General features: G+C 72.7%; 17 protein-coding genes and 1 other RNA gene. 6 read left to right on the top strand and 12 right to left on the bottom strand.

The window, feature by feature from the left end; genetic code table 11:
• Position 1: 1 nt before the first annotated feature.
• Complete coding sequence (locus ACIA8R_RS25195) at positions 2–739, top strand: methyltransferase domain-containing protein (RefSeq protein WP_364086508.1); 738 nt, start codon at positions 2–4, stop codon at positions 737–739.
• Here ACIA8R_RS25195 and ACIA8R_RS25190 read toward each other — a convergent pair.
• The 8 genes from ACIA8R_RS25190 to ACIA8R_RS25155 form a co-directional block, all read right to left on the bottom strand.
• The gene (locus ACIA8R_RS25190; protein WP_364086506.1) at positions 680–1657 is read right to left on the bottom strand and encodes a DUF3068 domain-containing protein; all 978 of its coding nucleotides are present in this window, start codon (positions 1655–1657) and stop codon (positions 680–682) included. The two genes, ACIA8R_RS25195 and ACIA8R_RS25190, sit on opposite strands and share 60 nt — an antisense overlap.
• The gene (locus ACIA8R_RS25185; RefSeq protein WP_397040656.1) at positions 1654–3492 is read right to left on the bottom strand and encodes a hypothetical protein; all 1839 of its coding nucleotides are present in this window, start codon (positions 3490–3492) and stop codon (positions 1654–1656) included. Before ACIA8R_RS25185 ends, ACIA8R_RS25190 begins: the two co-directional genes overlap by 4 nt.
• Positions 3489–7640 (bottom strand): alpha-(1->3)-arabinofuranosyltransferase family protein, encoded by a 4152-nt coding sequence (locus tag ACIA8R_RS25180; protein ID WP_397040655.1) that lies wholly within the window; start codon positions 7638–7640, stop codon positions 3489–3491. Before ACIA8R_RS25180 ends, ACIA8R_RS25185 begins: the two co-directional genes overlap by 4 nt.
• Entirely contained in the window at positions 7637–8857 is a 1221-nt protein-coding gene (locus ACIA8R_RS25175; protein WP_397040653.1) for a glycosyltransferase family 4 protein, read from the bottom strand. Before ACIA8R_RS25175 ends, ACIA8R_RS25180 begins: the two co-directional genes overlap by 4 nt.
• A gap of 85 nt (positions 8858–8942) precedes the next feature.
• A complete protein-coding gene (locus ACIA8R_RS25170; protein ID WP_260477562.1) occupies positions 8943–9074 on the bottom strand; it encodes a hypothetical protein in 132 nt (43 codons plus the stop codon).
• A 124-nt stretch (positions 9075–9198) separates the two neighbouring features.
• On the bottom strand, positions 9199–10752 hold the full coding sequence (locus ACIA8R_RS25165) for a hypothetical protein (protein ID WP_397040651.1): 1554 nt from the start codon (positions 10750–10752) through the stop codon (positions 9199–9201).
• Between the two features lie 77 nt (positions 10753–10829).
• Entirely contained in the window at positions 10830–13007 is a 2178-nt protein-coding gene (locus ACIA8R_RS25160) for an acyl-CoA dehydrogenase (RefSeq protein WP_357702959.1), read from the bottom strand.
• A gap of 70 nt (positions 13008–13077) precedes the next feature.
• Positions 13078–13860, bottom strand: a complete 783-nt coding sequence (locus ACIA8R_RS25155; RefSeq protein WP_357702961.1) for a hypothetical protein — start codon at positions 13858–13860, stop codon at positions 13078–13080.
• Between the two features lie 746 nt (positions 13861–14606).
• On the opposite strand from ACIA8R_RS25155, the gene ACIA8R_RS25150 reads away from it, so the two are divergent.
• Both ACIA8R_RS25150 and ACIA8R_RS25145 read left to right on the top strand, forming a co-directional pair.
• Entirely contained in the window at positions 14607–16037 is a 1431-nt protein-coding gene (locus ACIA8R_RS25150; RefSeq protein WP_397040649.1) for an AMP-binding protein, read from the top strand.
• A 19-nt stretch (positions 16038–16056) separates the two neighbouring features.
• Positions 16057–17136, top strand: a complete 1080-nt coding sequence (locus ACIA8R_RS25145; RefSeq protein ID WP_364086492.1) for a trypsin-like peptidase domain-containing protein — start codon at positions 16057–16059, stop codon at positions 17134–17136.
• 20 nt (positions 17137–17156) lie between these two features.
• Here ACIA8R_RS25145 and ACIA8R_RS25140 read toward each other — a convergent pair whose 3' ends face one another.
• The 3 genes from ACIA8R_RS25140 to ACIA8R_RS25130 all read right to left on the bottom strand — a co-directional run bounded on the left by ACIA8R_RS25140 (position 17157) and on the right by ACIA8R_RS25130 (position 19317).
• Positions 17157–17702: an OmpA family protein gene (locus ACIA8R_RS25140; protein ID WP_364086489.1), complete on the bottom strand. Its 546-nt coding sequence runs from the start codon at positions 17700–17702 to the stop codon at positions 17157–17159.
• The gene (locus ACIA8R_RS25135; RefSeq protein WP_397040647.1) at positions 17686–18264 is read right to left on the bottom strand and encodes a hypothetical protein; all 579 of its coding nucleotides are present in this window, start codon (positions 18262–18264) and stop codon (positions 17686–17688) included. Before ACIA8R_RS25135 ends, ACIA8R_RS25140 begins: the two co-directional genes overlap by 17 nt.
• 84 nt (positions 18265–18348) lie before the next feature.
• A complete protein-coding gene (locus ACIA8R_RS25130) occupies positions 18349–19317 on the bottom strand; it encodes a GlxA family transcriptional regulator (protein WP_397040645.1) in 969 nt (322 codons plus the stop codon).
• 99 nt (positions 19318–19416) lie between these two features.
• Here ACIA8R_RS25130 and ACIA8R_RS25125 point away from each other — a divergent pair, with 99 nt between their 5' ends.
• The 3 genes from ACIA8R_RS25125 to ACIA8R_RS25115 all read left to right on the top strand — a co-directional run bounded on the left by ACIA8R_RS25125 (position 19417) and on the right by ACIA8R_RS25115 (position 21628).
• Positions 19417–19821: a hypothetical protein gene (locus ACIA8R_RS25125; RefSeq protein ID WP_397040643.1), complete on the top strand. Its 405-nt coding sequence runs from the start codon at positions 19417–19419 to the stop codon at positions 19819–19821.
• Between the two features lie 104 nt (positions 19822–19925).
• Positions 19926–20186, top strand: coding sequence for a hypothetical protein (locus ACIA8R_RS25120; protein WP_397040641.1), 261 nt, complete (start codon positions 19926–19928; stop codon positions 20184–20186).
• A gap of 71 nt (positions 20187–20257) precedes the next feature.
• Entirely contained in the window at positions 20258–21628 is a 1371-nt protein-coding gene (locus ACIA8R_RS25115) for a hypothetical protein (RefSeq protein WP_397040640.1), read from the top strand.
• A gap of 77 nt (positions 21629–21705) precedes the next feature.
• Here the strand turns inward: ACIA8R_RS25115 and ssrA are convergent.
• Positions 21706–22090, bottom strand: a transfer-messenger RNA (tmRNA) gene (ssrA, locus tag ACIA8R_RS25110).
• Positions 22091–22241 lie beyond the last annotated feature (151 nt).

Raw genomic sequence — 22241 nt, 5'->3', positions numbered from 1 at the left:
CGTGGACACCGAACCGTTCCGAGCGGATCTCGGCAGATCCGTCCGTTTGCTGCGCGCCTTCCGCCTGGAGCAGAGCGACCCCGACTTCTTCTACGGCACCCTGGCCAGGGACACGGTGGCCCAGCTCGCGACCTACACCGACCTGGCCGGCGCGACCGTGGCCGACATCGGCGGCGGCCCCGGCTACTTCGCCGACGCCCTGCGCGCGGTCGGCGCGCGTCCCCTGTGCGTCGACTGCGACGCCGGTGAGATGCGCCTCCGCGACGGCGTCCCACCCCGCGACGCCGTGCTCGGCAGCGCGCTCGACCTGCCGCTCGCCGACGGCTCGGTGGACGTGTGCTTCTCCTCCAACGTGCTGGAGCACGTCCCCGACCCGCTGCGGATGGCCTCCGAGATGGTCCGGGTGACCCGGCCGGGCGGCGTGGTGTACCTGTCGTACACGATCTGGTTCTCGCCCTGGGGCGGCCACGAGACGTCCCCCTGGCACTACCTCGGCGGCCACTATGCCGCCCGCCGCTACGCCCGCACCCACGGCAGGCCCCCCAAGAACGTCTACGGCGAGAGCATGTACGCCATCGGCGTGGCCAAGCCCCTGGCCTGGGCGCGCGGGCGGCGCGACGTGGAGATCCTCGACGCGGTCCCCCGGTACCACCCACGCTGGGCCAGGCACGTCGTCCACCTACCTGGCATCCGCGAGCTGGTCACCTGGAACCTGCTCCTCGTCCTGCGCCGCAGGTGAGCGCCGCCGCGACAACCACAGGGCGGCCACCACGCAGCCCACGCCGAGCAGGCCGCCGCCGATCGGCGCCACCGTGCCGAGCAGCAGGATCCAGCGCCGGTAGGCCGCCGCCGTCGCCAGGGACGCGGCGACGTCCGACTCCGAGGTGCGGAGGTCGGCGTCGAGGGCGGTCAGCCGGCCCCGGCCGTCCGCGGTGACCAGCGTCTCGGTCACCTCCTCCTGCGTCCTGACGGGCAGGCCGCTGACCGGTTCGACCCAGTACGTGCGCCGGATCTCGGCGTAGCGGCCGAGGCCGACGTCGCCCTTGCCGGGCAGGCCGAGCAGGTGGCGCGGCAGCGGCGGCGTCTCCCCGGGCACGAGCCGGCGCGGCGTGCGCTGGACGTAGCGGTACGTCTCGACGCCGCGCACCCGCTCGACCCCGTCGAAGGCGGCCGTGACCGGGCGGCGCAGGCGCAGGTCGAACAGCGGGTAGTCGCGGCGTTCGGCGTTGAAGGGCCAGCGGAAGGCCTGCCCGGTCTGCCGGACGGAGACGTCCTCGTCCAGGTACTCGCCGCAGCAGTTCACGATCTCGCCGGTACGCCGGTCGAAGGCCAGGCGGCGCTCGTGGTAGTCCAGGCGGCGGCCGTCGCGGGTGGCCAGGGAGACCGACTCGCCCCACACCGCCCGGTCGTCGTCGCCGGCCAGCACGTCGCCGATCAGCCACCGGGTCTGGACCAGGTCGCCGGTCGTCTGCCGCATGGTCGCCGGGTCCACGTACGTGGCCGACGCGGCGGTCGCCCTGGTCATGCTCTGCTGTTCGAGGGGGGCCTTGAGCACCTGGTCGTAGACGTACAGGCGGGTCAGGGGGATGAGCGTCAGCAGGAAGGCGCCCACGCCGGCCAGCACCGGCGCGAGGCTCCTGCGGCTCAGGGGGGTCACGGCCGGGGCACCGCCTGTCCTGGCGTCACGTCGCCCAGGCACAGGCCGGACGGCACGTCGTGCACGACGATCCGGTCGGCCCCCGGAGCGGCGAGCACGAAGACCCTGCCGAAGCCCGCGCGCAGCTTCACGTCGGTGGCGCGGTCGCCCATCCACAGGGTGACCGTCGTGTCGGAGCGGGCCGCGTACCCCAGCCTGACCAGGGTGCCCTCGACGCGGGTGACGCGGTTGTCCAGCGGCACCTGGACGGTCCCGCCGGTGACCGGCCAGCACCGGTCGCGCGTGGTGGGCACGAGCGGGATGCCCTGCACGTCCACCGGCCGCAGGCGGCCCTGATCGTCGAAGACGAGGCCGTCGAGCGCGGCGGGCGGCGCCTGCATCCTGGCCCTGAGCGCGGGCGTGGCCATCGCGCCCAGCACCCGCGAGGTCAGGCTGTAGGTCCGGTACGAGTTCGGCAGCACCTCGGTCGGCACCAGCCGGTCGTAGATCACGCTGTCGGGGGCCGCCCTGGCCAGCTCGGCGCGGGCGGTCTCGATGTAGTCGTGCCGCCGTTCGGCGCCCATGTACCCGGCGAAGAGCGTCACCGTGACCAGCGACGCGCCCGCGAACAGGCCGAGCATCGCGCCGGCCGCGCCCGTCACCCGCTCCCGCGCCGGCAGCGCCCCGCGGTACGGCTCCTCCTCGCCGCGCAGCGGCAGCAGCACCAGGCCCACGACCAGCGCGAGCAGCGGGACGGCGTCGGCGACGTACCGGGTGTCGGTGCCGACGAACGAGCCCAGCAGGTGGACGCGTCCCCACAACACCGGCAGCGCGTCCGCGACGAGCAGGTAGCCCAGCAGCGTGGCCCAGGCCAGGAGGGCCCGCCTGCGGTACCGGCTGGTGATCATCACCAGCGCGGCGAGGACGGCGAGGGAGGCGATCACCAGCGGCAGCGGCGGCGAGGCCACTCCCCAGTCGCCGCCCGCGAACCACCGCCACGGCCCGCCGAGCACGGTGGTGGCGAACGTCCTGCCCAGCAGCTCCCACAGGAAGCCGAGGGCCTGGTCGAAGATCGGCAGCGCCCCGGTGTTCGGCGCCGCCGACGACCGCTGGACGTAGAGCGCGCCGAAGGCCACCAGCACGGTGAGGTACATGCCCCAGGCGGCCAGGTGGCGGCGCAGCGCGGCGCGCAGCCCGCCGTGGTAGATCGCGGTGAGGGCGAACAGCAGCAGCGGCAGCGCGAACCCCTTGACGAAGCCCAGCAGCCCGACCAGCACCCACAGCGCCGCGGCCACGGCGTGCCGCAGCCTGCCCGTGCGCAGGTGATGCCAGTGCGAGGCGACCGCCATGGGCAGCGCGACCTGGAGGAAGACGGTGTTGAGCCCGGCCGCCCACCAGGCGAGCGCGGGCACGGTGACCGGCGCGAGGAGGAAGACCAGCAGCGGCACGAGCGTCGCCGGCCGCCTGCCGAAGACCACCCGCAGCATGCGCAGCACGCCGAGGGCGGCCACGGCGTGCAGCGCCAGCACCGTGCCGGCCGCCCACCCCCAGTCGAAGGGGTGCAGCCGGGAGACCAGCCAGGCCAGCAGGAAGCCGCCCGGCATGAACTGGCCGAAATGGATCCGGGTCAGGTAGTCGAACGACAGGTCGCTCTCCATCGCCCTGGCCACGAACTCGTAGTCGTCCTCCTTGAAGTACGCCTCCTGGACGACGGCCGCCTTGCCCGCCATCGCCACGGCGATGAGCACGAGCCCGGCCAGCAGGACGCCGTGGCGGCGGATCCGGCGGGCGGCCCGCGCCACCGGGCCGGGAACCGTGATCACGGTCCCCGGACGCGGCTTGATCGTGTCGGTCACGGAACACTCGTCATGGTCGGGCCGCCTGCGGCGACGGTGATCGGTACGGTCGTCTGCCTCACCGGCGCCCGCCTGGCCGCCACCTCGACGATGAGCTGCCCGAGCAGCGGCAGGCAGAGCAGTTGCGTCCACAGGCCGCCCGCGCCGAACGCCGTGGCGACCGTGACGGCCAGGTAGAGCGCGATCCCGCCGGGCGGCCCGAGCAGCAGGGTCCAGCGCCGCCGCCCGCGCAGGTGCTCGGCCTCGCGCAGCGGACGCGACCAGGCGCCCAGCACGAACGCCACCCCGGCCACGCCCGCGCCCGCCGGCCCGCCGACCCAGTAGCCGAGCGCCACGGCGAAGACCGCGACGTGCCGGACGCGCGGCCGGGCGGCCAGGACGGGCGCGAGGTGGCGTCCCGGCCTGCCCCTTCCCACCAGGGCCAGCCCGGCGACGAGCAGCGCCAGCGCCCCGCCCGCCGCGAGCCCCGCCCGGTACGGCTCGTCCGGCTCGTACGTGAGCGTCACCGTCCCGGCGGTGAACGCGGGCAGGAACCACGCCTGCCGCCAGCCGTCCAGCCGGACCGGCTTGAGCGCCGCGGCCCCCAGCGTGGCCTTCCAGCCGGCGTTGAAGTTCTCGTTGACCACCAGGTAGGAGTCGTCCTGGACGCTGACCTGGACGACCCGCTCACCGGCCGCCCACTTGCCGACCGGCGTCGGCCGCATGACGGTGGGCCCGGCGGCCGGGCTGCCCGGCTCGTGCCGCACGACGGCCGACTCGACCCGGTACGACTCGCCCGGCCGCACCGACAGCCTGGTCGGACCGGCCACGAGCTGCAGCCGCTCGCAGGTCTCGAAGGTCACCGGCCGGCCGGTGACCACGTCGTGCAGGGTGCCGCCGGTGATGGCGGTGTGCACCTCGTTGCCGTCGATGGTGAGCGTCGGCCCGAAGCCGCAGGGCAGCGTGAGCTTGAAACCGGTCAGCGCGCCGAGCGGCCGTACGCCGGGGAAGGCCACGTCGCTGATCTCGATGGGCCGTCCGCCCGACGCCCCGAACTCCAGCGCGACCTTCTTGGCCCGCATCTCCGGGAAGCGGATGAGACCGTCCGTGCCGACCCAGCTCTGCCGCACGCCGCCCTCCGCGCGGATCGTCACCCGGACGGGAGGGGCGCCGAGGTAGGAGTCGGGCGTGATGACGCGGAGCTGCGACAACTTCGTCTCGCGGGCCAGCTCGACGGTCAGCGTGGGCCTGGGGTCGAGCGGGTCGGCGAACCAGGCCGTCTTCGGGTCGCCGTCGAAGGCCCAGCGCCCGCCCGCCGCGCCGCCGTCCACCGAGGTGGAGGAGGCGCGCACGCTCAGGGGGTCGCCGGGCAGCGTGCTGAGGCGTTCGACGGTGGCGCGGTCGGTGACCGTGGTGCGGCCCGAGACGCCGTACGCGCCGTCCTTGCCGGTGACGAAGGTGCGGTCGAAGCCGTTGCCGTCGTCGCCCAGCACCTCGTGGCCCTTGGCGCAGCTCCAGGCGGCCGAGCCCCTGACGCAGCCGGGCACGTCGCCGGTCCTGGCCAGCGCGATCGTGGCCGGCTCGCCGGTGTCCTCGCGCGGGTCGGGCACGACGATCGACCGTCCGGGCTGGACGCCGGGGATGGTCAGCTCGGTGATGCCGACCCGGCCGCCCAGGCGGTTGGCCGGTTGGTAGGCGGTGGCGACGACCTTGACGCGCAGCCGCTCGACCGGGCCCTTCGGCACGGCCAGCTCCTGCGGGTCGGCGGTCGCGCGCACCTTCTGGCGCAGCGAGCCGGCGCCGGTCTCCACGACGACCTCGCTGGGCGGCGGGCCGATCGGCGAGTTCTCGAACGCCACCTGGATCGTGGGGATCGTCAACGGGTCGGCGAAGGTCACCTCCAGCCACTCGCCCACCGCGCCGTTCCAGCCGGTGGAGCGCCAGCTCGTGCGCCGGTCGCCGTCCAGGGCGGCGAAGGGCTGGTGGGCGGGCTCGCGGCTGTTGGGGGCGGCCCCGACGTCGGCCTCGGAGCTGGAGGCGGTGACGCCCGCGACGCCGGTGAGGCCCGCCGTGGACACGTACCGCGCCCAGCCGGGGTCGAGCAGGTCGTTGGAGGGCGAGCTGCCGCGCAGGGGCTCGTCGGCCGTGAGCGTGGCGCTGGCGTTGCGGCGCAGGTCGGCGAAGGCCACCTCCCTGCGGCGCAGCGTGTCGGTCAGGATCGTGTCGTGCGCGGGCACCTTGACCACGCCCGCGTCGTCGTTGAGCAGGACGGGACGGTCGTCGCCCAGGAGACCCTGCTCGGCCAGGGAGAGCACGGACTCCGGCGCGCCGCCCACGCGCAGCGGGCGGGTGGCGTCCACGGTGCCGACCAGCGGCGCGGCCCCGGCCACGCGGTAGATCTCGACGGCGGGGTAGGGCTGGTCCAGCCAGGCGGCGGCTCTGCCGTACTGGCCGATGCCGACGCCCGGTCCCATCTGGGCCACGAGCGAGACGCCGGGCGAGTCCTCCAGCGCCTGGTGCACCCGGACCGGCCAAGCCGTGCCGATCGTCGCCCGGTCCAGGTCGTTCCTGACGACCAGGTACGACACCCCCATCCGGCGCAGCGTGACGGCCAGCCCCGGCGAGCCCTGGCCGGTGGCCAGACGGTCGTCCACGGCGGCCATGAGCCGCGAGATGCCGGCCGAGCCCCACGGCACGATCGTGTGCGTGGACCAGCGGGCCTGCGAGAGCGCCTGCAGCGGCTCGTCCAGGGGGCGGCCCCAGAGGTACTCCCCGCGTTTGGCGCCCGGCACGGCCAGCACCATGCCGTCGCCGGCGTTGCGGTTGAGCCAGGTGATGGCCTGCCGCCAGTAGTCGGGGATGGCGGTGAAGCCGCCGGCGGGGGCGAGGCCGGCGTACAGGACGGGCAGGCCCGACAGGGCCACGAGCCCGGCGGCCAGCGCGGTCAGGGGCGTGCGCAGGCGCGGACGCGCCAGGGAGAGCAGCCCCGCGAAGCCGAGCGCGACGGGCAGCCGGATCAGCGCGTCGAACTTGTGCAGGTTGCGGAAGGCGGCCAGCGGGCCGTCGAGCAGCCCGACCATGAACTGCTCGTGCGGCGTGCCCGGATGGCCGGTGGTGATGATGGCGATCCCGCACAGCAGGCTGATCAGCAGGAACGGCCGCTCGGGCAGCCGGCGCAGGGTGAGCCCGGCCAGGCCGAGCGCGGCCACGGCGGCGGTGACCACGATCAGCCACGGGACCGTGGACTGCTGGTGGGCGTCGGGCAGCCAGGTCTGGCCGTCCACGGTCAGGAAGCTGAGCCAGCTCGACGTGCCGCGCAGGGCGTTGACCAGGGACGTCACGCCGGTCGTCGCGGTGGCGGTCTCGATGTAGGGCAGGAACGAGAAGATGTAGCCGCCGAGCGTGAGCAGCGGCACGGCCCACCACATCGAGGCCAGCGCGACCAGCGGCAGCCACCAGGCGATCAGGCGGCGTTTGACCGGCCCGCCGCGCCTGGTCAGCAGGTACACCATCGGCACCACGAGCACGGCCGCCTCGGCCACCGCGTTCACGCCGCCGCAGAACAGGAAGGCGAACGCCGACAGCGCGGCCGACCGGCGCGGCGTCAGCTCGCCCTTGGCCCCCTTGACCAGCGGGAGAAGGATCCACGGCAACACGGCGCTGGGCAGGAACTCCGAGGAGTTGATGCCGATCAGCGCCTGGGCGTGCGGCGCGAGCGCGTACACGAATCCGGCCAGGACGCGGGTGTGCGGACCGCCGACGCCGAGCGCGCGGGCGAGCTGGACGACGCCGAGGAAGGCGGCGCACAACACGAGCGACATCCACAACCGCTGGACGGTCCACGACTCCATGCCCAGCTTGAGGAAGATCGCGTAGAACGGGCCCATCGGGAACAGGTAGCCGTACGCCTGGTTCTGCAGGTGGCCGAAGTAGGCGCCGTCCCACAGGTGCAGCGCCCGGCCGAGGAAGCCCAGCGGGTTGACCGCCATGTCGAGCTTCGTCTCGGGGATGATCTTCTCGGTCGAGGTGTTGAACGCGATGGCGCTGAGCAGGAGGCAGGCGGCGAGCAGCCGCAACCTGTGCCTGATCCGTGCCTCGTAGCTTTCGACGGCGCTCTCGACGATGGAGTCCCCGCGTTCCCCCGGGGGTCCAGGCGAGGCTTGGGTCACTGAGGGGCTCCGCCGCAATCTTGGAGTTTCGCCAGGACAAGTCCGGTCATGCTAGCCCCAGTTCGGGCCCACGTAAATTCCCTGGCCCAGGCGCGGCAGGCCGCGGCCACCTCCGCCCGCCGCCGCGGGTCGGCCAGCTCCTCCAGCGCGCGGCCGGTCACCTCGGCCAGGCTCTCCCCGTCCCGTACGAGCCACCCGGTGACGCCGTCCCGCACGGAGTCGCGCAGCCCGGCCACGTCGTAGGCCACGGTGGGCACGCCGAGCGCGGCGGCCTCGATCACGGTCAGGCCCCAGCCTTCGAACTCCGAGGCCGTCACGTTGAGCCTCGCCGCGGCCAGCAGGGCGTTCTTGCGCGGTTCCGGCAGGAAGCCGTGCAGCTCGACGCGTCCGTCCAGGCCCTGGTCGGCGACCCGGGCGGCCAGGGCGTCGCGTTCGGGGCCGCGGCCGACGACGTGCACCCGCAGGCCCGGCCAGGCGTCGCCGAGCTCGGCGGCCAGGTCCACGACGCGCTCGATGCGCTTGTGGCCGATCAGGCGGCCGGCGTACACGAGGGCGGGGTCGCCGGCCACGTCCGGCGGCTCGGTCCGCGCGGGCTGGGCGCAGCCGTTGGGCACGACGGTGACCGGCGCGAGCCAGCGCAGCTTGTCGGCCAGGTCGCGCCTCGACGACTCCGAGACGGTGATCGTCAGGCAGCGCCGGTAGACCAGCCGGGCCACCTCGCCCTCCACGAAGCAGCCGATCCGGGCCAGCCAGGCGGGCAGGAAGGCGTGGAACTGCCGGTCGTGGACGTGGTGCACGAGGCTGATCACGGGCGTGCGGCGGCGGACGACGAGCGGGGAGAAGAAGGGAATGCCGTTCATGGTGTCGATGACGACGTCCACGCGCCGCCGGTGGACCAGCAGCCAGAGCGGGACCAGCAGGTAGACCAGGTACGGGTTGCCCATCCTGCGCAGCTCGACCCCGTCGAGCACCTCGGCGCGGCGCTGCCCGCGCTGGCGGCCGGTCACGAACACGACCGAGGCTCCCTGGGTCAGCAGGAACCGGCTGACCTGCCAGGCGTACTCCTCGGCGCCGCCGGCCGTGGACTGCCGGGGCTCGCGGAAGTTGAGCATCGCCACGCGGACGCCCGCGAGTGGCCGCTCGTCCGCCGTCCTGTCGCTCGTACGCGGCTCGGCCAGCCGTGCCGGGTCCGCCTTGCGCTCACCGGTAAAGACCACCGTCACTCCTCGTCGGCCGGCATGCGGGCATGGCGGAGCCACACTCCGTGCTCGCTGTGCATGGCCCCGCGTCAAGCGGGATGGATCACCTGGTGCCGTAGTTGTAGAGCGGCTGGTTGGGTGGGGTGAGCGAGGGTGAGGCCACGTTGACCACCGCGACCGAGGCTCCGACCGCCAGCAGGGCTCCTATTGCCAGGGCCACGAGAAGTCGCAACACGAAGCACTCCCTTCCTTCCGGTGACGCGGTGTGCCGAGACTAGAACGTGTTTCGTCTTGAATCCATAACATTGGTCAAACCGTGATAAAGCAAGTTACCCTCCGGTACATCATGAAACAGCCGGTCAATGCCGCAGCAAGCGCAGCTCTTCGCCGTCGAAGACCGTTCTCCACCCGGGCGGCGCGGACGGGAACCCGTTCTCGACCGCGGCCATGAGGAGGTATCTGGCAGGCAGCTCGCCGTAGGCGTGGGCGGCCAGCAGGTCGCCGGCACGGCGGTTCAGCGGGTCCTCGCCGCGCACCCGCAGCCGGCCGCCGCCGGGCAGCCCGACGAGCAGCGTGTCGTCCCAGAGCACCCGGCGCCTGAACAGCTTGGTCGCGGGGTCGAGCACCACCCGCCCGCCGTTCCAGGCGAAGGCCCGGTGGGCGCCCCAGGGCAGCGACACCAGGGCTCCCGGCGCCGGGTCGCCGTCCACGATCCGCCGGACCGCCGTCCATTCCGCCGGGTACGTCACCGCCTCCAGCCGGCCGAACGCCCCCAGCGCGAACGTCGGCAGCGCCAGCACCGGGGCCAGCACCCCGACCAGCGCGAGCGCGCCCGACCGCAGGACCGAGGCCAGGCCGACCGCCGTCAGCAGGGCCAGCGGAGCCAGGTAGACCTGGCCGTCGCGCAGCGGACCGAATCCGGGCCACAGGGCGATGAGCCACTTGAGCGCCTCCCGCCCGGCCTGGAACGCACCCAGCCCCGCGACGCAGAACCCGGCCGCCGCCGCCACCGCCAGTCCGCCCCACCACGCGGGCCGTACGGGGGCCGAGCGGAGGCGGGCGTAGCCGTACAGACCGGCGAGGACCAGGAGGAGGCGGGCAGTCGCCGTCCACCACGACTCCTGGCCCGGCAGCCCGGCCTCGGCGTTCCAGATGCCGCCGAGCGAGAGCAGGCTGCCCAGCACGCCGAAGGGCCCGTCGGCGCGGGCCGCGAACGCGTCCACCCCCGCCGGGTCCGTCACCGCGCCCGAGCCGAGCGCGGGCACCGCCCACGGCAGGCTGAACGCCACCAGCACCCCGGCGGCGACCGGCACCCTGCGCCGGGCGACGGCGATCGGCATCAGGGTCAGCCAGGAGACCAGCATCGCCTGGAACCCGCCGACCGCGGCGGGCAGCAACGCCGCCGCCAGCCGCCCGCATCGCACGAATCCCGCCCGCGACCGAGAGGCCGGGGGGAGGGCCTCGCGCGCGCCGTCGCCGGGGTCGTCCCGCGTGAGCGCGCGGATCGCCCACGGCAGTCCGGCCACGCCCAGGAGCAGGGCCCACTGGCCGAGCATGAGCCGCTGGGCGAGGTAGATGTTCCAGGCGTAGAACGCGGCGGCCACGAACCGGGCGAGCCTGCGCTCCCCCGGCACCAGCGCCGCCGCCCCGCTCGCGGCCAGCACGAAGACGGCGACCAGGGCCGCCTTCTGCACGATCTCCACGGGCAGCGCCCTGGACAGCAGCGCCACGACCAGGTCGCTGGGCACCGCCCGGGGGAACCCGCCGCGGTCGGGCCAGAGCGGCGGGTCGGGCACGAAGAGCAGGTCGTACCGGAGCACCAGCCCCCATGCCAGCGCCGGTCCGAGCGCCAGCACCGCCAGCCCGAGCCCCAGCGCCGCGGGCCCCCAGCGGCCCGCACGGCCTTCGCGCACCGTGACACCGCCTCTCCCTCGCGCCGGGACGGGCAGTCCGGGCACAAGGGAGAGTAGCCGCCGAAACCTCACATGTGTTACTTGCCCGGCTCGGGGTCCCGGGGCAGGCCGAGCATGCGCTCGCCGATGATGTTGAGCTGCACCTCGGTGGTGCCGCCGTAGATGGTCATGGCCCTGGTCGCGAGCACCGCCCGGTTCCAGTAGCCGGCATCGCCGAGCTTCATGTCGGCGGCCACCACGGCCTTGGCGCCGAGCAGGCTCACGGCCGTCTCGGAGACGTGCTGGGCGTGCGAGGTGGACAGCAGCTTCCGTACGGAGGCGTCGGCGCCCGGCTCGGTCCCGGCGAGCTGCTTGAGCGTGACCCGCAGCGACAGCGCGTTGATCGAGTGCCCCTCGCACACGACCCCCGCCACCTCCTGCTCCTCGGCCGGCGTGAGCTCGCGGCCCAGCCGCCCGATCAGCCCGAGCAGGTCGGGCACGGACGCGCCGGTGCCGCCCGACCCGGACGAGAGCGACACGCGCTCGTTGGACAGCGTGTTGCGGGCGACCTTCCAGCCGTCGCCGACCTCGCCCACGACCAGGTCGTCCGGGACGAAGACGTCGTCGAGGAAGACCTCGTTGAACAGGTTCTCGCCGGTCATCTCGGTGAGCGGCCTGACCGTGACGCCGGGGGCCTTCATGTCCACCAGGAAGTACGTGATGCCCTCGTGCTTGGTGCCCTCGGAGGAGTTGCGGGCGATGCAGATGCCCCATTCGGCCACGTGGGCGACCGACGTCCAGATCTTCTGGCCGTTGAGCCGCCAGCCGCCCTCGACCTTCTCCGCCTTCATCTGCAGCGAGGCCAGGTCGGACCCGGCGCCCGGCTCGGAGAAGAGCTGGCACCAGATCATCTCGCCGGCGAGCGTCTTGGGCAGGAAACGTTCCTGCTGCTCAGGCGTGCCGTACACGGCGATGGACGGCACCACCCAGGCGCCGATGATCATCGCGGGCAGCCTGACCTTGGCGGCCTTGAGCTCCTGGGCGATGAGCACCTGCTCCAGCGGCTTGGCCGCGCGGCCCCACGGCCTGGGCAGGTGAGGCATGACGAAGCCTCGCCCGGCCAGCGCCCGCTTCTGCTCCTGGCCCTCAAGCCGGGCGATCTCCGCGATCTCGGCGCGGATGCCCTCCCGCAGCTCCTCGGCGCCCTCGGGCAGGTCGATCTCCATCTCGCGGCCGACGCCCTGAAGGGCGAGCGCGGTCACGGAGGCGGCCCACTCGGCCGACGAGCCGAGCAGCGCGCGCAGCGTGAGGGCGCGCCGGTAGTACAGGTGCACGTCGTGCTCGTAGGTGTAGCCGATGCCGCCGAACGTCTGGATCGCGTCCTTGGCGCACTGGACGGCCGCGTCGGGGGCCATCACACCGGCGACGGCGGCGGCGTACTCCAGCTCGCGGCCCTCGGCCCTGGTGGCGTCCCAGACGGTGGCGCGGGCCTGCTCAAGGGCGACGAGCATGCGGGAGATCTTGTGCTTGATGCCCTGGAACTGGCCGATCGGGCGGCCGAACTGCTCGCGTACCTTGGCGTAGGCGGCGGCGGCCGTGACGCACCAGGAGGCCAGCCCGGCGGCCTCCGCGCCGAGCAGGATCGCGGCCAGGTTGAGCACGTCGGGGCTCTCCACGCCGTCGAGCACCCGCTCGGCGGGCACGCTCACCTCCGACAGCTCCACCTTGGCCACCGGACGGGTCAGGTCGAGCGACTCGACCGGCGTGACGGTGACGGCGGCGGCGTCGACGGCGATCCACTCCTCGCCCTCGGACGTGGTCACCGGCAGCACCAGCACGTCGGCCAGCGAGCCGGCGAGCACCGGGTCGGCCGTGCCGGAGACGACCAGCGAGCCGTCGTCGGCGCGGGCCCCGGTGAGCGAGCCGGACAGCGCGACGGCGCCCGTCAGCGTCCCGTCGGCGAGGGCTTCGAGCAGGTCGTGCCGCTTGCTGGCGTGGATGACCGCACTCGCCAGCACGGTCGGCACGTACGGGCCGGGGGCCAGCTTCTCGGCCAGCGCCTCGACGGCGACGGCCGCCTCCAGCAGCCCATAGCCCGAGCCGCCGGACTCCTCGGGCAGGTGCAGGCCGAGCAGCCCCTGCTCGGCCAGGCCCGGCCAGAACGGCGGACGCCCGTCCGACCCGGATCGCAGCAGCTCCGAGGGGATGTTCCGGTCGGCCCAGCCGCTCACCGAGTCACGGAGCGCCTCGTGCTCCTCGCTCAATCCGATCGCCATTGCTCATCCTCCAGCCAGGTCAAAGTCCACGCCTGATGCCCAGAACCATATTCTAGAGCATGCTTCTGGCCTAGAGGGGCTTCACCTGCTGGACGAGTGTGTTCAAATCAGGCCATCGCGCCTTGTTCTTCTCGGGGATCGAGGCCATCAGCATCGCCGGCTTCGTCTTGCCGACCTCGACGATCGTCACCATGGCCTGGGCGGTCTCGGTCTTGCCGCCCGAGACGTACGTGACCTTGTAGCCCAGCGACCAGCCCTTGCCGACCGGCACCTTCCTGGACCCGGTCCAGGAGGTCAGCGTGGCGCCCGCCGGGTACTGCGTACGCAGGGTCCAGCGGGCCGCGCGGGTGGCCATCTCGCGGTAGTCGGCGTCCTTGGAGGGCTTCTTCTCGGGGGCGTCGCCGGGGAACATGGCCGAGGCGATCACGGTGTGCGGCACCGCGACCTTGCCGATGCGCTGGGCGACGGTGAACGGCGCGAACGACTTGGCGTCCCAGGGCGCGGCCAGGCGCGGGTAGCTGATGCCGGACGTCCGGTCGGAGATGATCCCGCTGACCACGGACGCCTTTCCCGGCAACGTGGCGAACGCCTTGCTCTCGGGCACCGCCGGGAGGACGACCGGCGTCTCGCTGGGCGTCGGCGAGGCGGTCGGGGTGGCGGTCGCGGCCGGTACGGGGGCGACGGAGACCGGCGTCCCGGTGGAGTCGACGCGCGTGGGCACGTCGCCGGAGAACACGACGAACACCAGCAGCACCGCCACGACGGTGACGAGGATCGCGCCCGCCAGGTACACCACGCGGATGGGGATGTCCCCGATGCCGCGCTTGTGCGGCTTGGTGACGACCGGCGTCACAGGTCCGCCCGGGCCCGGCTCGGGTGATCCGGGCGCTCCCGGCGGCCACACCTGCACAGGCTGATGCCCCGCCGCCCTCCCCTGCCCCTGCCGTCCCCCACCCTGAAGCTGCGGATTCCCGCCCTGAAGCTGCGGGTTCCCGCCCTGCGGCGGCTGCGGCGGGCGGCCGAGCGGGCCGAGGGAACCCGGCGGACCGGCCGGGCCCGCCTGCGGACCGGAAGAAGGCTGCGGGCCGGAAGGCCGCCGACCGGAGGAAGCCTGCGGCCCGGAGAGGGGCTGCGGCCCGGAGGGAGGCTGCGGGCGCACCTGCAGGCCGGACGGTGGGCGCCCTTGCGGGCCGGACGGCGGCCCCGGATGCGGGCGCGACTGCGGCCCCGACGGCGGCTGACCAGACGGATGCGCGGGCGACCGAGCGGGCGCCGGGGCGGGCGATGGTGCGGGCGACTGAGCGGACTGCGGGGCGGGCGGCGGGCCGGGCCGGGAGCCGGGAGGGGAGGGGCGGGGAGCCTGGGGGCCGGACGGCGGCTGCGGAGCGGACCCGACCGGCTGGGACGCCCCCGGCCGAGGCGGGCGCGGGATCTTGACGGTCTGCTCGGCAGGCGGCACGACGACCTTGCGGAAAGGTTGGGTGTCCTGTGCTGATCTCTCGTCGCCGACGTCCGCCATGGCCTTGAGGTTACGTCACCACAGAGGAGGATAATTCCTCTATTCCCCCAGCAGAATCTAATTCTGTATGGTCTGCGAACATGAGGGGTTTCTACGAGATCGCAGCCGCCGATCCAGACCGTCCCGCCCTGCTAGGCGACGAGGAAGCGACCTACGGCGAACTGCTGGGCCGCGCCAACCGCGCCTCCCACGGCCTGGTCGCGCGCGGCGTCCGGCCGGGCGGCGCCGTGGTGACCGTGCTGAAGAACGGGCTCGACGCCCTCACCATGATGCTGGCGACCTACCAGATCGGCGCCTACCTGGTACCGGTCAACTGGCACTTCACGGCCGAGGAGATCGACTACGTCATCGCCGACTGCGCGGCCGACGTCGTCGTCTCCCCCGAGGCGCTCACGGTCGCCGACCTGATCGACGGCTGGCCGGACACCGCCCCCGGGCACCGCCGGGCCGGCTCGATGATGCTCTACACCTCCGGCACCACGGGCCGTCCCAAGGGCGTGCGCCGCCGCCTGCTCGACCTGACGCCCGAGGACCTCTACCCCATCCTGATGCGCAAGAGCTGGCGTCACTTCGGCCTGCCGTCCGACGGCGTGCACCTGGTGTGCTCGCAGCTCTACCACTCGGCCCCGTACGGCCAGGCGATGATGGCGCTGCAGTTCGGCCACACGATCGTGGCCCCCGAACGGTTCGACGCGACCGAGGCGCTGAAGCTGATCGAACGGCACCGGGTGACGAACGCGTTCATGGTGCCCACGATGTTCCACCGGCTGCTCGCCGTGCCGGACCGGGACAGGTACGACCTGTCCTCCCTCACCCACCTCTATCACGGCGCCGCCCCCTGCCCGCCCGCAACCAAGCAGGCCATGATCGACTGGCTCGGCCCCGTCCTGTGGGAGTACTACGGCTCGACGGAGGCGGCGGTGGCGACCATGGTGTCGTCCCGGGAGTGGCTGGAGAGGCCGGGCACGGTGGGCAGGGCCCTCGACGGGATGGCCTTCACGATCATCGGCGACGACGGCGACGAGATGCCCCCCGGCGAGCCCGGGACGGTCTACATCGGCGGCATCAACCGCTTCGAGTACCACGGCGACCCCGGCAAGACCGCCTCGGCCATGCGCGGCGCCGCCTACACCCCGGGTGACATCGGCTACCTCGACGCCGACGGCTACCTGTTCCTGCTGGACCGCAGGACCGACCTGATCATCTCGGGCGGCGTCAACATCTACCCCGCCGAGATCGAGGCCGCGCTGCTCGAACACCCGTCGGTCGCCGACGTCGCGGTGATCGGCGTGCCCGATCCCGAGTGGGGGCACAAGGTCGTGGCGCTGGTCCAGCCCGCACCGGGCGTGGCGGGCGGCGAGGCGCTGACCGCCGAACTGCTGCGGCACTGCGCGCCCCGGCTGGCCCGGTTGAAGCACCCCCGGGTGATCGAGTACCGGGAGTCGCTGCCGCGCACCCCGACCGGCAAGCTGAGCAGACGCGACGTCCGGGAGGCGTATCTTTCCTGCTGAGCTGGGCAGAGACCTCCCCATGAGGGAGATCGTGGCGGGGCTGGCCGCCGTCGCACTGCTCACCGCCTGCGGGCCGTCCTCGTCCACTTCGACGTCCACGGTCTCGCCGGCCACGACCATGCCGGGCTCGCCGTCGCCCACCTCGGCAGCGGCGCCGGGGAGCGGGCCGGAGTCGCTGGAGAGCGCGTACGAACGGGTCATCACGGACGTCCTGCCGTCGATCGTGCAGATCAACACCAAGGTGGGCCTCGGCTCCGGCATCGTGTACGACACGGCGGGTCACATCGTCACGAACGCGCACGTGGTCGGCGAGGCGACCGAGATGAACGTCACGATCGCCACCGGCGGCGCACCCCGCCCGGCCAAGCTGGTCAAGGCGTTCGGCGCCGGCGACCTGGCCGTGATCAAGGTGGAGCAGCCCGACGGCCTGCGTCCGGCCAGGTTCGGCGACTCTAGCAAGCTGCGGGTCGGCCAGATCGTCCTGGCCATGGGCAACCCGCTGGGCCTGTCGGGCAGCGTCACGAACGGCATCGTCTCGGCGCTCGGCCGTACCGTCAGCGAGCCCCAGAACCCCGAATCGCCGGGAGCCACCATCAGCGGCGCGATCCAGACCTCCGCCGCGATCAACCCCGGCAACAGCGGCGGCGCGCTGGTGAACCTGGCCGGCGAGGTCATCGGCATCCCGACGCTCGCCGCCACCGACCCCCAGCTCGGCGGCGGGGCCGCACCCGGCATCGGGTTCGCGATCCCGAGCAACACGGCCACCGACATCGCGGCCCAGATCGTCAAGAGCGGCAAGGTCACCAACAGCCACCGGGCCGCGCTCGGCATCCGCGGCAGCACGGTCATCGGCGCCACCGGGCAGCCGAGCGGCGTGGGCGTGGCCAGCGTGGAGAAGGGCGGCGGCGCGGAGAAGGCCGGGATCCGGTCCGGCGACGTGATCCTCTCGATCAACGGCAAGAAGACCGCGACCATGGCCGCGCTGGCGGAGGAGGTCAGCGCCTACAAACCCGGCGACCAGGTCAAGGTGGAGATCCTGCGCGCCAACGGCGGCACCCAGACCGTCACGGTGACGCTCGGCGAACTCAAGGCCGAGTGACACCCGCCCGACCGCGCCCGTCACTGTTTGGCCGTGAAGACGATCTCCACGCGGCGGTTCTTCGCCCGGTTCCGTTCCACCGGCCTGCCCTCGACCAGGTTGGGCAGCTTGGGCCGCGTCTCGCCGTAGCCGGCGGCCTGGAGGGTGACGTTCCCGCCGCCGAGCAGCGGCGCGAGGGCCGCGCGCACGGCCTGCGCGCGCCGCCGCGACAACACCAGGTTGTACGCGTCGCTCCCCTGGTCGTCGGTGTGCCCGCCGATCCTGACGACGCCGCCCGCGCCCTCCGCCTCGACCTTGGCGGCCACGTCCACCAGCCGCTTCCTGGCCTTGGGTGTGAGCCGCCACTTGTCCAGCGCGAACAGCACGTCGCTGGTGAGCGCGACCGTCACCTGGCGGCCCTGCTTGGTCTCGCTCTCGGCGCCGTCCATGGACTCGACCTCGCCGACGATGTCCTCGACCGGCAGCACCAGGTCCTCGACCGGGCCGATGGCGTCGGGCGGGACCTGGACCGGGGACGGCGCCGGCGTCAGAACGAGGGCCAGCGCGAGGCTAAGAGAGCGGAACATCGGTGAGCACGCCCAGCATCGGCATCTCGACGTTGACCTTGGTGACCTCCGGCGGCGGCGCGGCGAAGACCGCGTAGAGCGTGCTGGCCTGCCCGCTCTCCAGGAACTGGCCCTGGGTGCCGGAGCACACGCACGTGGCGTCCGGGCCGGTGCCGTTGCGGGCGACGCGGTAGCGCTTGGCGTTCACCGGGTCGATCAGGGAGACGTTGGCGACCGTGTAGTCGAGTGTGCCGGTGCCGAGGCCGTTGTGCACGTTGACCTTGCCTTCGGTGGCGGTGATCGTCCAGTTGAGTGTGACGGTCCTGCCCTGGCGCTTGAGCGCGGTGATGTCGACGCGGGCCTTGCCGTGCTGGCCGCCCGAGCCGACCTTGGCCTCGCGGGTGGCGATGACCTCGTCCTGCTGCGGCGGCGCGCTCTGCGGCGGTGAGGCAGAGGAGGTGGTGGCGGCGGGAGCGGTGGTCGCCGCCGTCTCCTGCGCGGCCGTCCGCGACTGCGCGCCGGGCAGCATGCCGCACCCCGACAGGACGACGGCCGCCCCGGTCAGCGCGATCGTCTTTCGCATCTGATGATCACCTTCATGCTCGGGAAAATGCCCAAGTCAGTCACACTAGCCCGAATTACTCCTTTCGGGCCGGACAAAAGGCAATCAACCGGTCGCGGACGACTGAGTCAGCCGATACCGGGACGGCGGAATGCCGTACCGGTCCACGAACGCCTGGCGCAACGTCTCGGCCGTACCGAAACCGCAGCGTACGGCGATCGCGGACATGGGCAGCGAGGTCGAGACCAGCAAATGCGCCGCCCCCTCGGTACGGGCCTGCCGCACGAACCTGCCCGGCGTCTGCTTCAGATGCCTGAGGAACAGCCGGGTCAGGTGGCGTTCGCTGACGCCCGCCGCGGCGGCCAGCGTGGCCGCGGTGAGGTCGGCGGCCAGGTTGGCGGAGATGTGCTCGACGGTCCGCCTGACCAGGCTGTCGGCCGGCGCCGGAGGGCTGACGAACATGCTCATCTGCGCCTGGTTGCCCGGCCGTTGCAGGTAGGTGACCATGCCGCGGGCCACCGTCCTGGACAGCTCGGCGCCGTTGTCCTCCTCGACCAAGGCAAGCGTGAGGTCGAGCGCGGCGGTGACCCCGGCGGACGTGGCCACCTCGCCGTCGCGGACGTAGATCGGGGCGGGATCCACGGTGACGCGCGGATGGCGGGCCGCCAGGTCGGCCGCCTCCCGCCAGTGGGTGGTGGCGCGCCTGCCGTCGAGCAGCCCCGCGGCGGCCAGCACGTACGCGCCGGTGCACACCGAGGCGACCCGCCTGCTCTCCCGCGCCAGCCTGCGGACGTGGCCGACGACCAGCGGGTTCTCGGCGGCGTCCAGGTGGCCGGTGCCGCCGGAGACGATGAGCGTGTCGAGCGGCCCGGTGATCCGCTCAAGCGCGAGCTGGCCCTGGAGCACCAGCGCGCTGGCGGTGGTGACGGGATGGCCTCCGGGAGTGGCCATCCGCACCTGGTAGTACGGTGAGGCTCCGTGCCAGTTGGCGTTCTCCAGCGTCGAGGTGACGCACGCGATGTCGAGCAGCTCGGCCGCCTCGTAGGCGACGACCACGACCCGCCGGTACTCCATGGGCACGACTGTAGTAGGGCAGACAGACAACCCAACTTTCCGGACATGTACCACCTTGCCCTTCCCTTATGCCGCCCCCGCCCGGCCACAGTCGGAAGCATGACACCGCCTTCCATCACCGGACGTCGCTGGTCGAAGTTCGCCCTCCACTACGTGGAGATGATCCTCGCCATGTTCGCCGGCATGTTCGTGCTCGGCGCCCTCCAGTCGGCCGTCGGCCTGTCCGTCTCCCACGAGGAGTCGCCGGAGCTCGCGTACCTGATCATGGCCGTCGACATGTCGGTGGGCATGGCCGCGTGGATGCGCTTCCGCGGCCACCGCTGGCCACCGACGCTGGAGATGTGCGCGGCGATGTTCGTCCCGGTCGTGCCGCTGTATCCGCTGCTGTGGCTCGGCGTCATCGACGGCGGCGTCCTGATGGTCGTCGCGCACGTCGCGATGTTCCCGCTCATGCTGGCCGCCATGCTCCGCCGCCTCGACGAGTACGCCGGCTGCGCCCACTGACCCGACGACCTCCACCACGCGCCGTCGCGGGCGTCACCACGGGCCTGCTCGGCCTCGGCGACGAGGTCACCTGGCAGGCCAGGCACTTCGGGCTCACCTGGCGGATGACCTCGACGATCAGCGCGTGGGAGCGGCCCGCGTACTTCGTGGACGAGCAGGTGTCCGGCCCGTTCCGCCACTGGCGCCACGAACACCGCTTCGACGCGGCCCCGCATGCGGGCGCCACCCTCATGACCGACATCGTGGACCTCTCCGCCCCCGCCGGTCTCCTGGGCCGCCTGATCGACCGGTTGGTCCTCCGCCGCCACATGACCCACCTCATCAACGTCCGCAACCGCCACCTCAAGACCACCCTCGAACGTTGACCCGGCCCGCCGAACCCCCGCCGCCCGGCGTTCATCCAACACATTGGCTGACGCGAAGAACGGAGAGCGGCGTGCGCGCGGAGACCGAGAACGACCGACCGCCCGGGGCTACCGGGCCGACCGTGCCGAAGCCGGTGCGGGTCCTGGCCCATCTCGCCGCGGCCTGGACGGTGGGATCGCTCATCCTGCCGGCGGCGGGGATGGTCCTGATGATCCTGCTGTTCGCCGTCAACGAGACCATGCCCCTCGTCGCCGCGGCACTGGCCGTGGCGGCCATCCTCGGCTACCTGGTCTTCGTGATCAAGGCCACCCGTGACGTGTCGGTCCTCGGCACCACCCTCGGCGGCCGGCTGCTGTGGGCGCTGCTGGTCCTGGGCCTGGGGACCGCCGGATGGCTACTCGGCTGGAGGGTGACCGACATCGCCGGCCTCGGCGTGAGCCGCGACGCGCTGCTGACGTTCCTGCTCGGCGGGGTCCCGCACGCCCTGGTGGCCGGGGTGTTCGTCCGCGGGTGGCGCTACCGGGCGGTCGCACTCGGGCTGATCCTGGCCCTCCTGGCGGCCGGTGTGGCCGTGCTGCGCCAGGACGCGCCGGACGACCTGGAGACGCGGCTGAGTGCCGGCAACCTCTCCCGCAAGACCGCGTACGTGGTCGCCATCCCCGGCTACCGCCCCGACGGCAACGCCTACGGCGACGGGCTGGGCGCCTCCGGCTTCATGCCCGCGGACCCGGCCTCCGTCCCGCCCGACCGGTACATCACGATCGCCGCGTACGACCGGCTCATGGTGGGCGAGGACAGATGCGGACAACCCACCGCGCTGGACGCCCATCTGCCGGTCGAGTCGTGCACGGCCGAGCCCGGCGGCCTGGTCTACCGGCAAGGCCCGGTGGAACACGGCTACCAGGTGCGAGTGGGGCGCCGGTACGTCGCGGTGGTGGGGAGCGCGGCCGTCGACCACGCCCTGCTCCGGTCGGCCGCCCGGACCCTGCGCCCGGCCACCGCCCGCGAGCTGGGCGACCAGGAGCAGACCGGCGACTACTACGCGGCGAAGATCCCGGGATACACCCCACAGCTCACGGGCATCCCGACGGGCCTGATCTACACGCCCGCCGACCACACCGGCAACGGCGCGCAGACCGTCCGCATCACGATGTACGCGAGCTACGTCGACGGTGACGACGTCTGCTTCCTCGCCAAGAAGTGCACCACCGCCGGCCCCGGCCTCACGTACGTCCGCAAAGAGGACACCCATGGCTACGCGATGCGCCGCGACACGGTGACCGTCCAGGTGCTCGGCGGCCTGCGGGTGGACGCGAAGCTGCTGCGCCAGGCGGCCCTCGACGCCCGCCCGGCCACCGACGACGAGCTGCTCCGCACCCTGCCGTCACCGACGCCGAGCCCCGGCCTGGACCGCTTCCGCCAATGGCTGCGCACGCTCTAGGCAGCACAACAACACACCCCGGACAGCAGAACGCCTCCGACCTGCCGAGATCTCGGCAGGTCGGAGGCGTTCTGGTCACGTGGAGGTGGCGGGAATCGAACCCGCGTCCTTCAACCCCAAGTCAGGGCTTCTCCGGGCGCAGCCTGTTGTGCTTTTCTCAGCCCCGGCGATCACACAGGCGAGTCGCCGACGGGCTCAGCCACTGTTTGATTTCCCGATCTCCCCCGTGGCCGGGTCGATCGGTTGAGCCTTCTCACGATGCCAGACACCGGGCCGAAGGCGCTCCCGGGCTGACAGAGGTTTCGCTACTTAGGCAGCGAGGGCCAGGGAACCCTGGCCGACCTCAGTGCGCTTGGAATTGGCACTTATTGTTTTGCGGTCACAGGATTAACGAGGTTATGTCCGCAGTCCTCGGCCCGCTTCACCTGGCTTGCAAGATCGAAGTCGAAGCCAGTCACCCCCTGTGCAGTTGTCAACACGCCTCAATGCTGATCACACAGAGACGAGCAACACTGAATCTACAGGTGACAACACCCTCAACGCCAACTTAATTCCAGCATGGCGAAACCCCCGGGAGCGTGGCACAGCAGCACGCGCTCCCGGGGGCCGACCG

Source organism: Nonomuraea sp. NPDC051191, from assembly GCF_044455665.1.
In the GTDB taxonomy this organism is placed as follows: domain Bacteria; phylum Actinomycetota; class Actinomycetes; order Streptosporangiales; family Streptosporangiaceae; genus Nonomuraea.
This window is presented reverse-complemented; position numbering and strand designations above follow the sequence as displayed.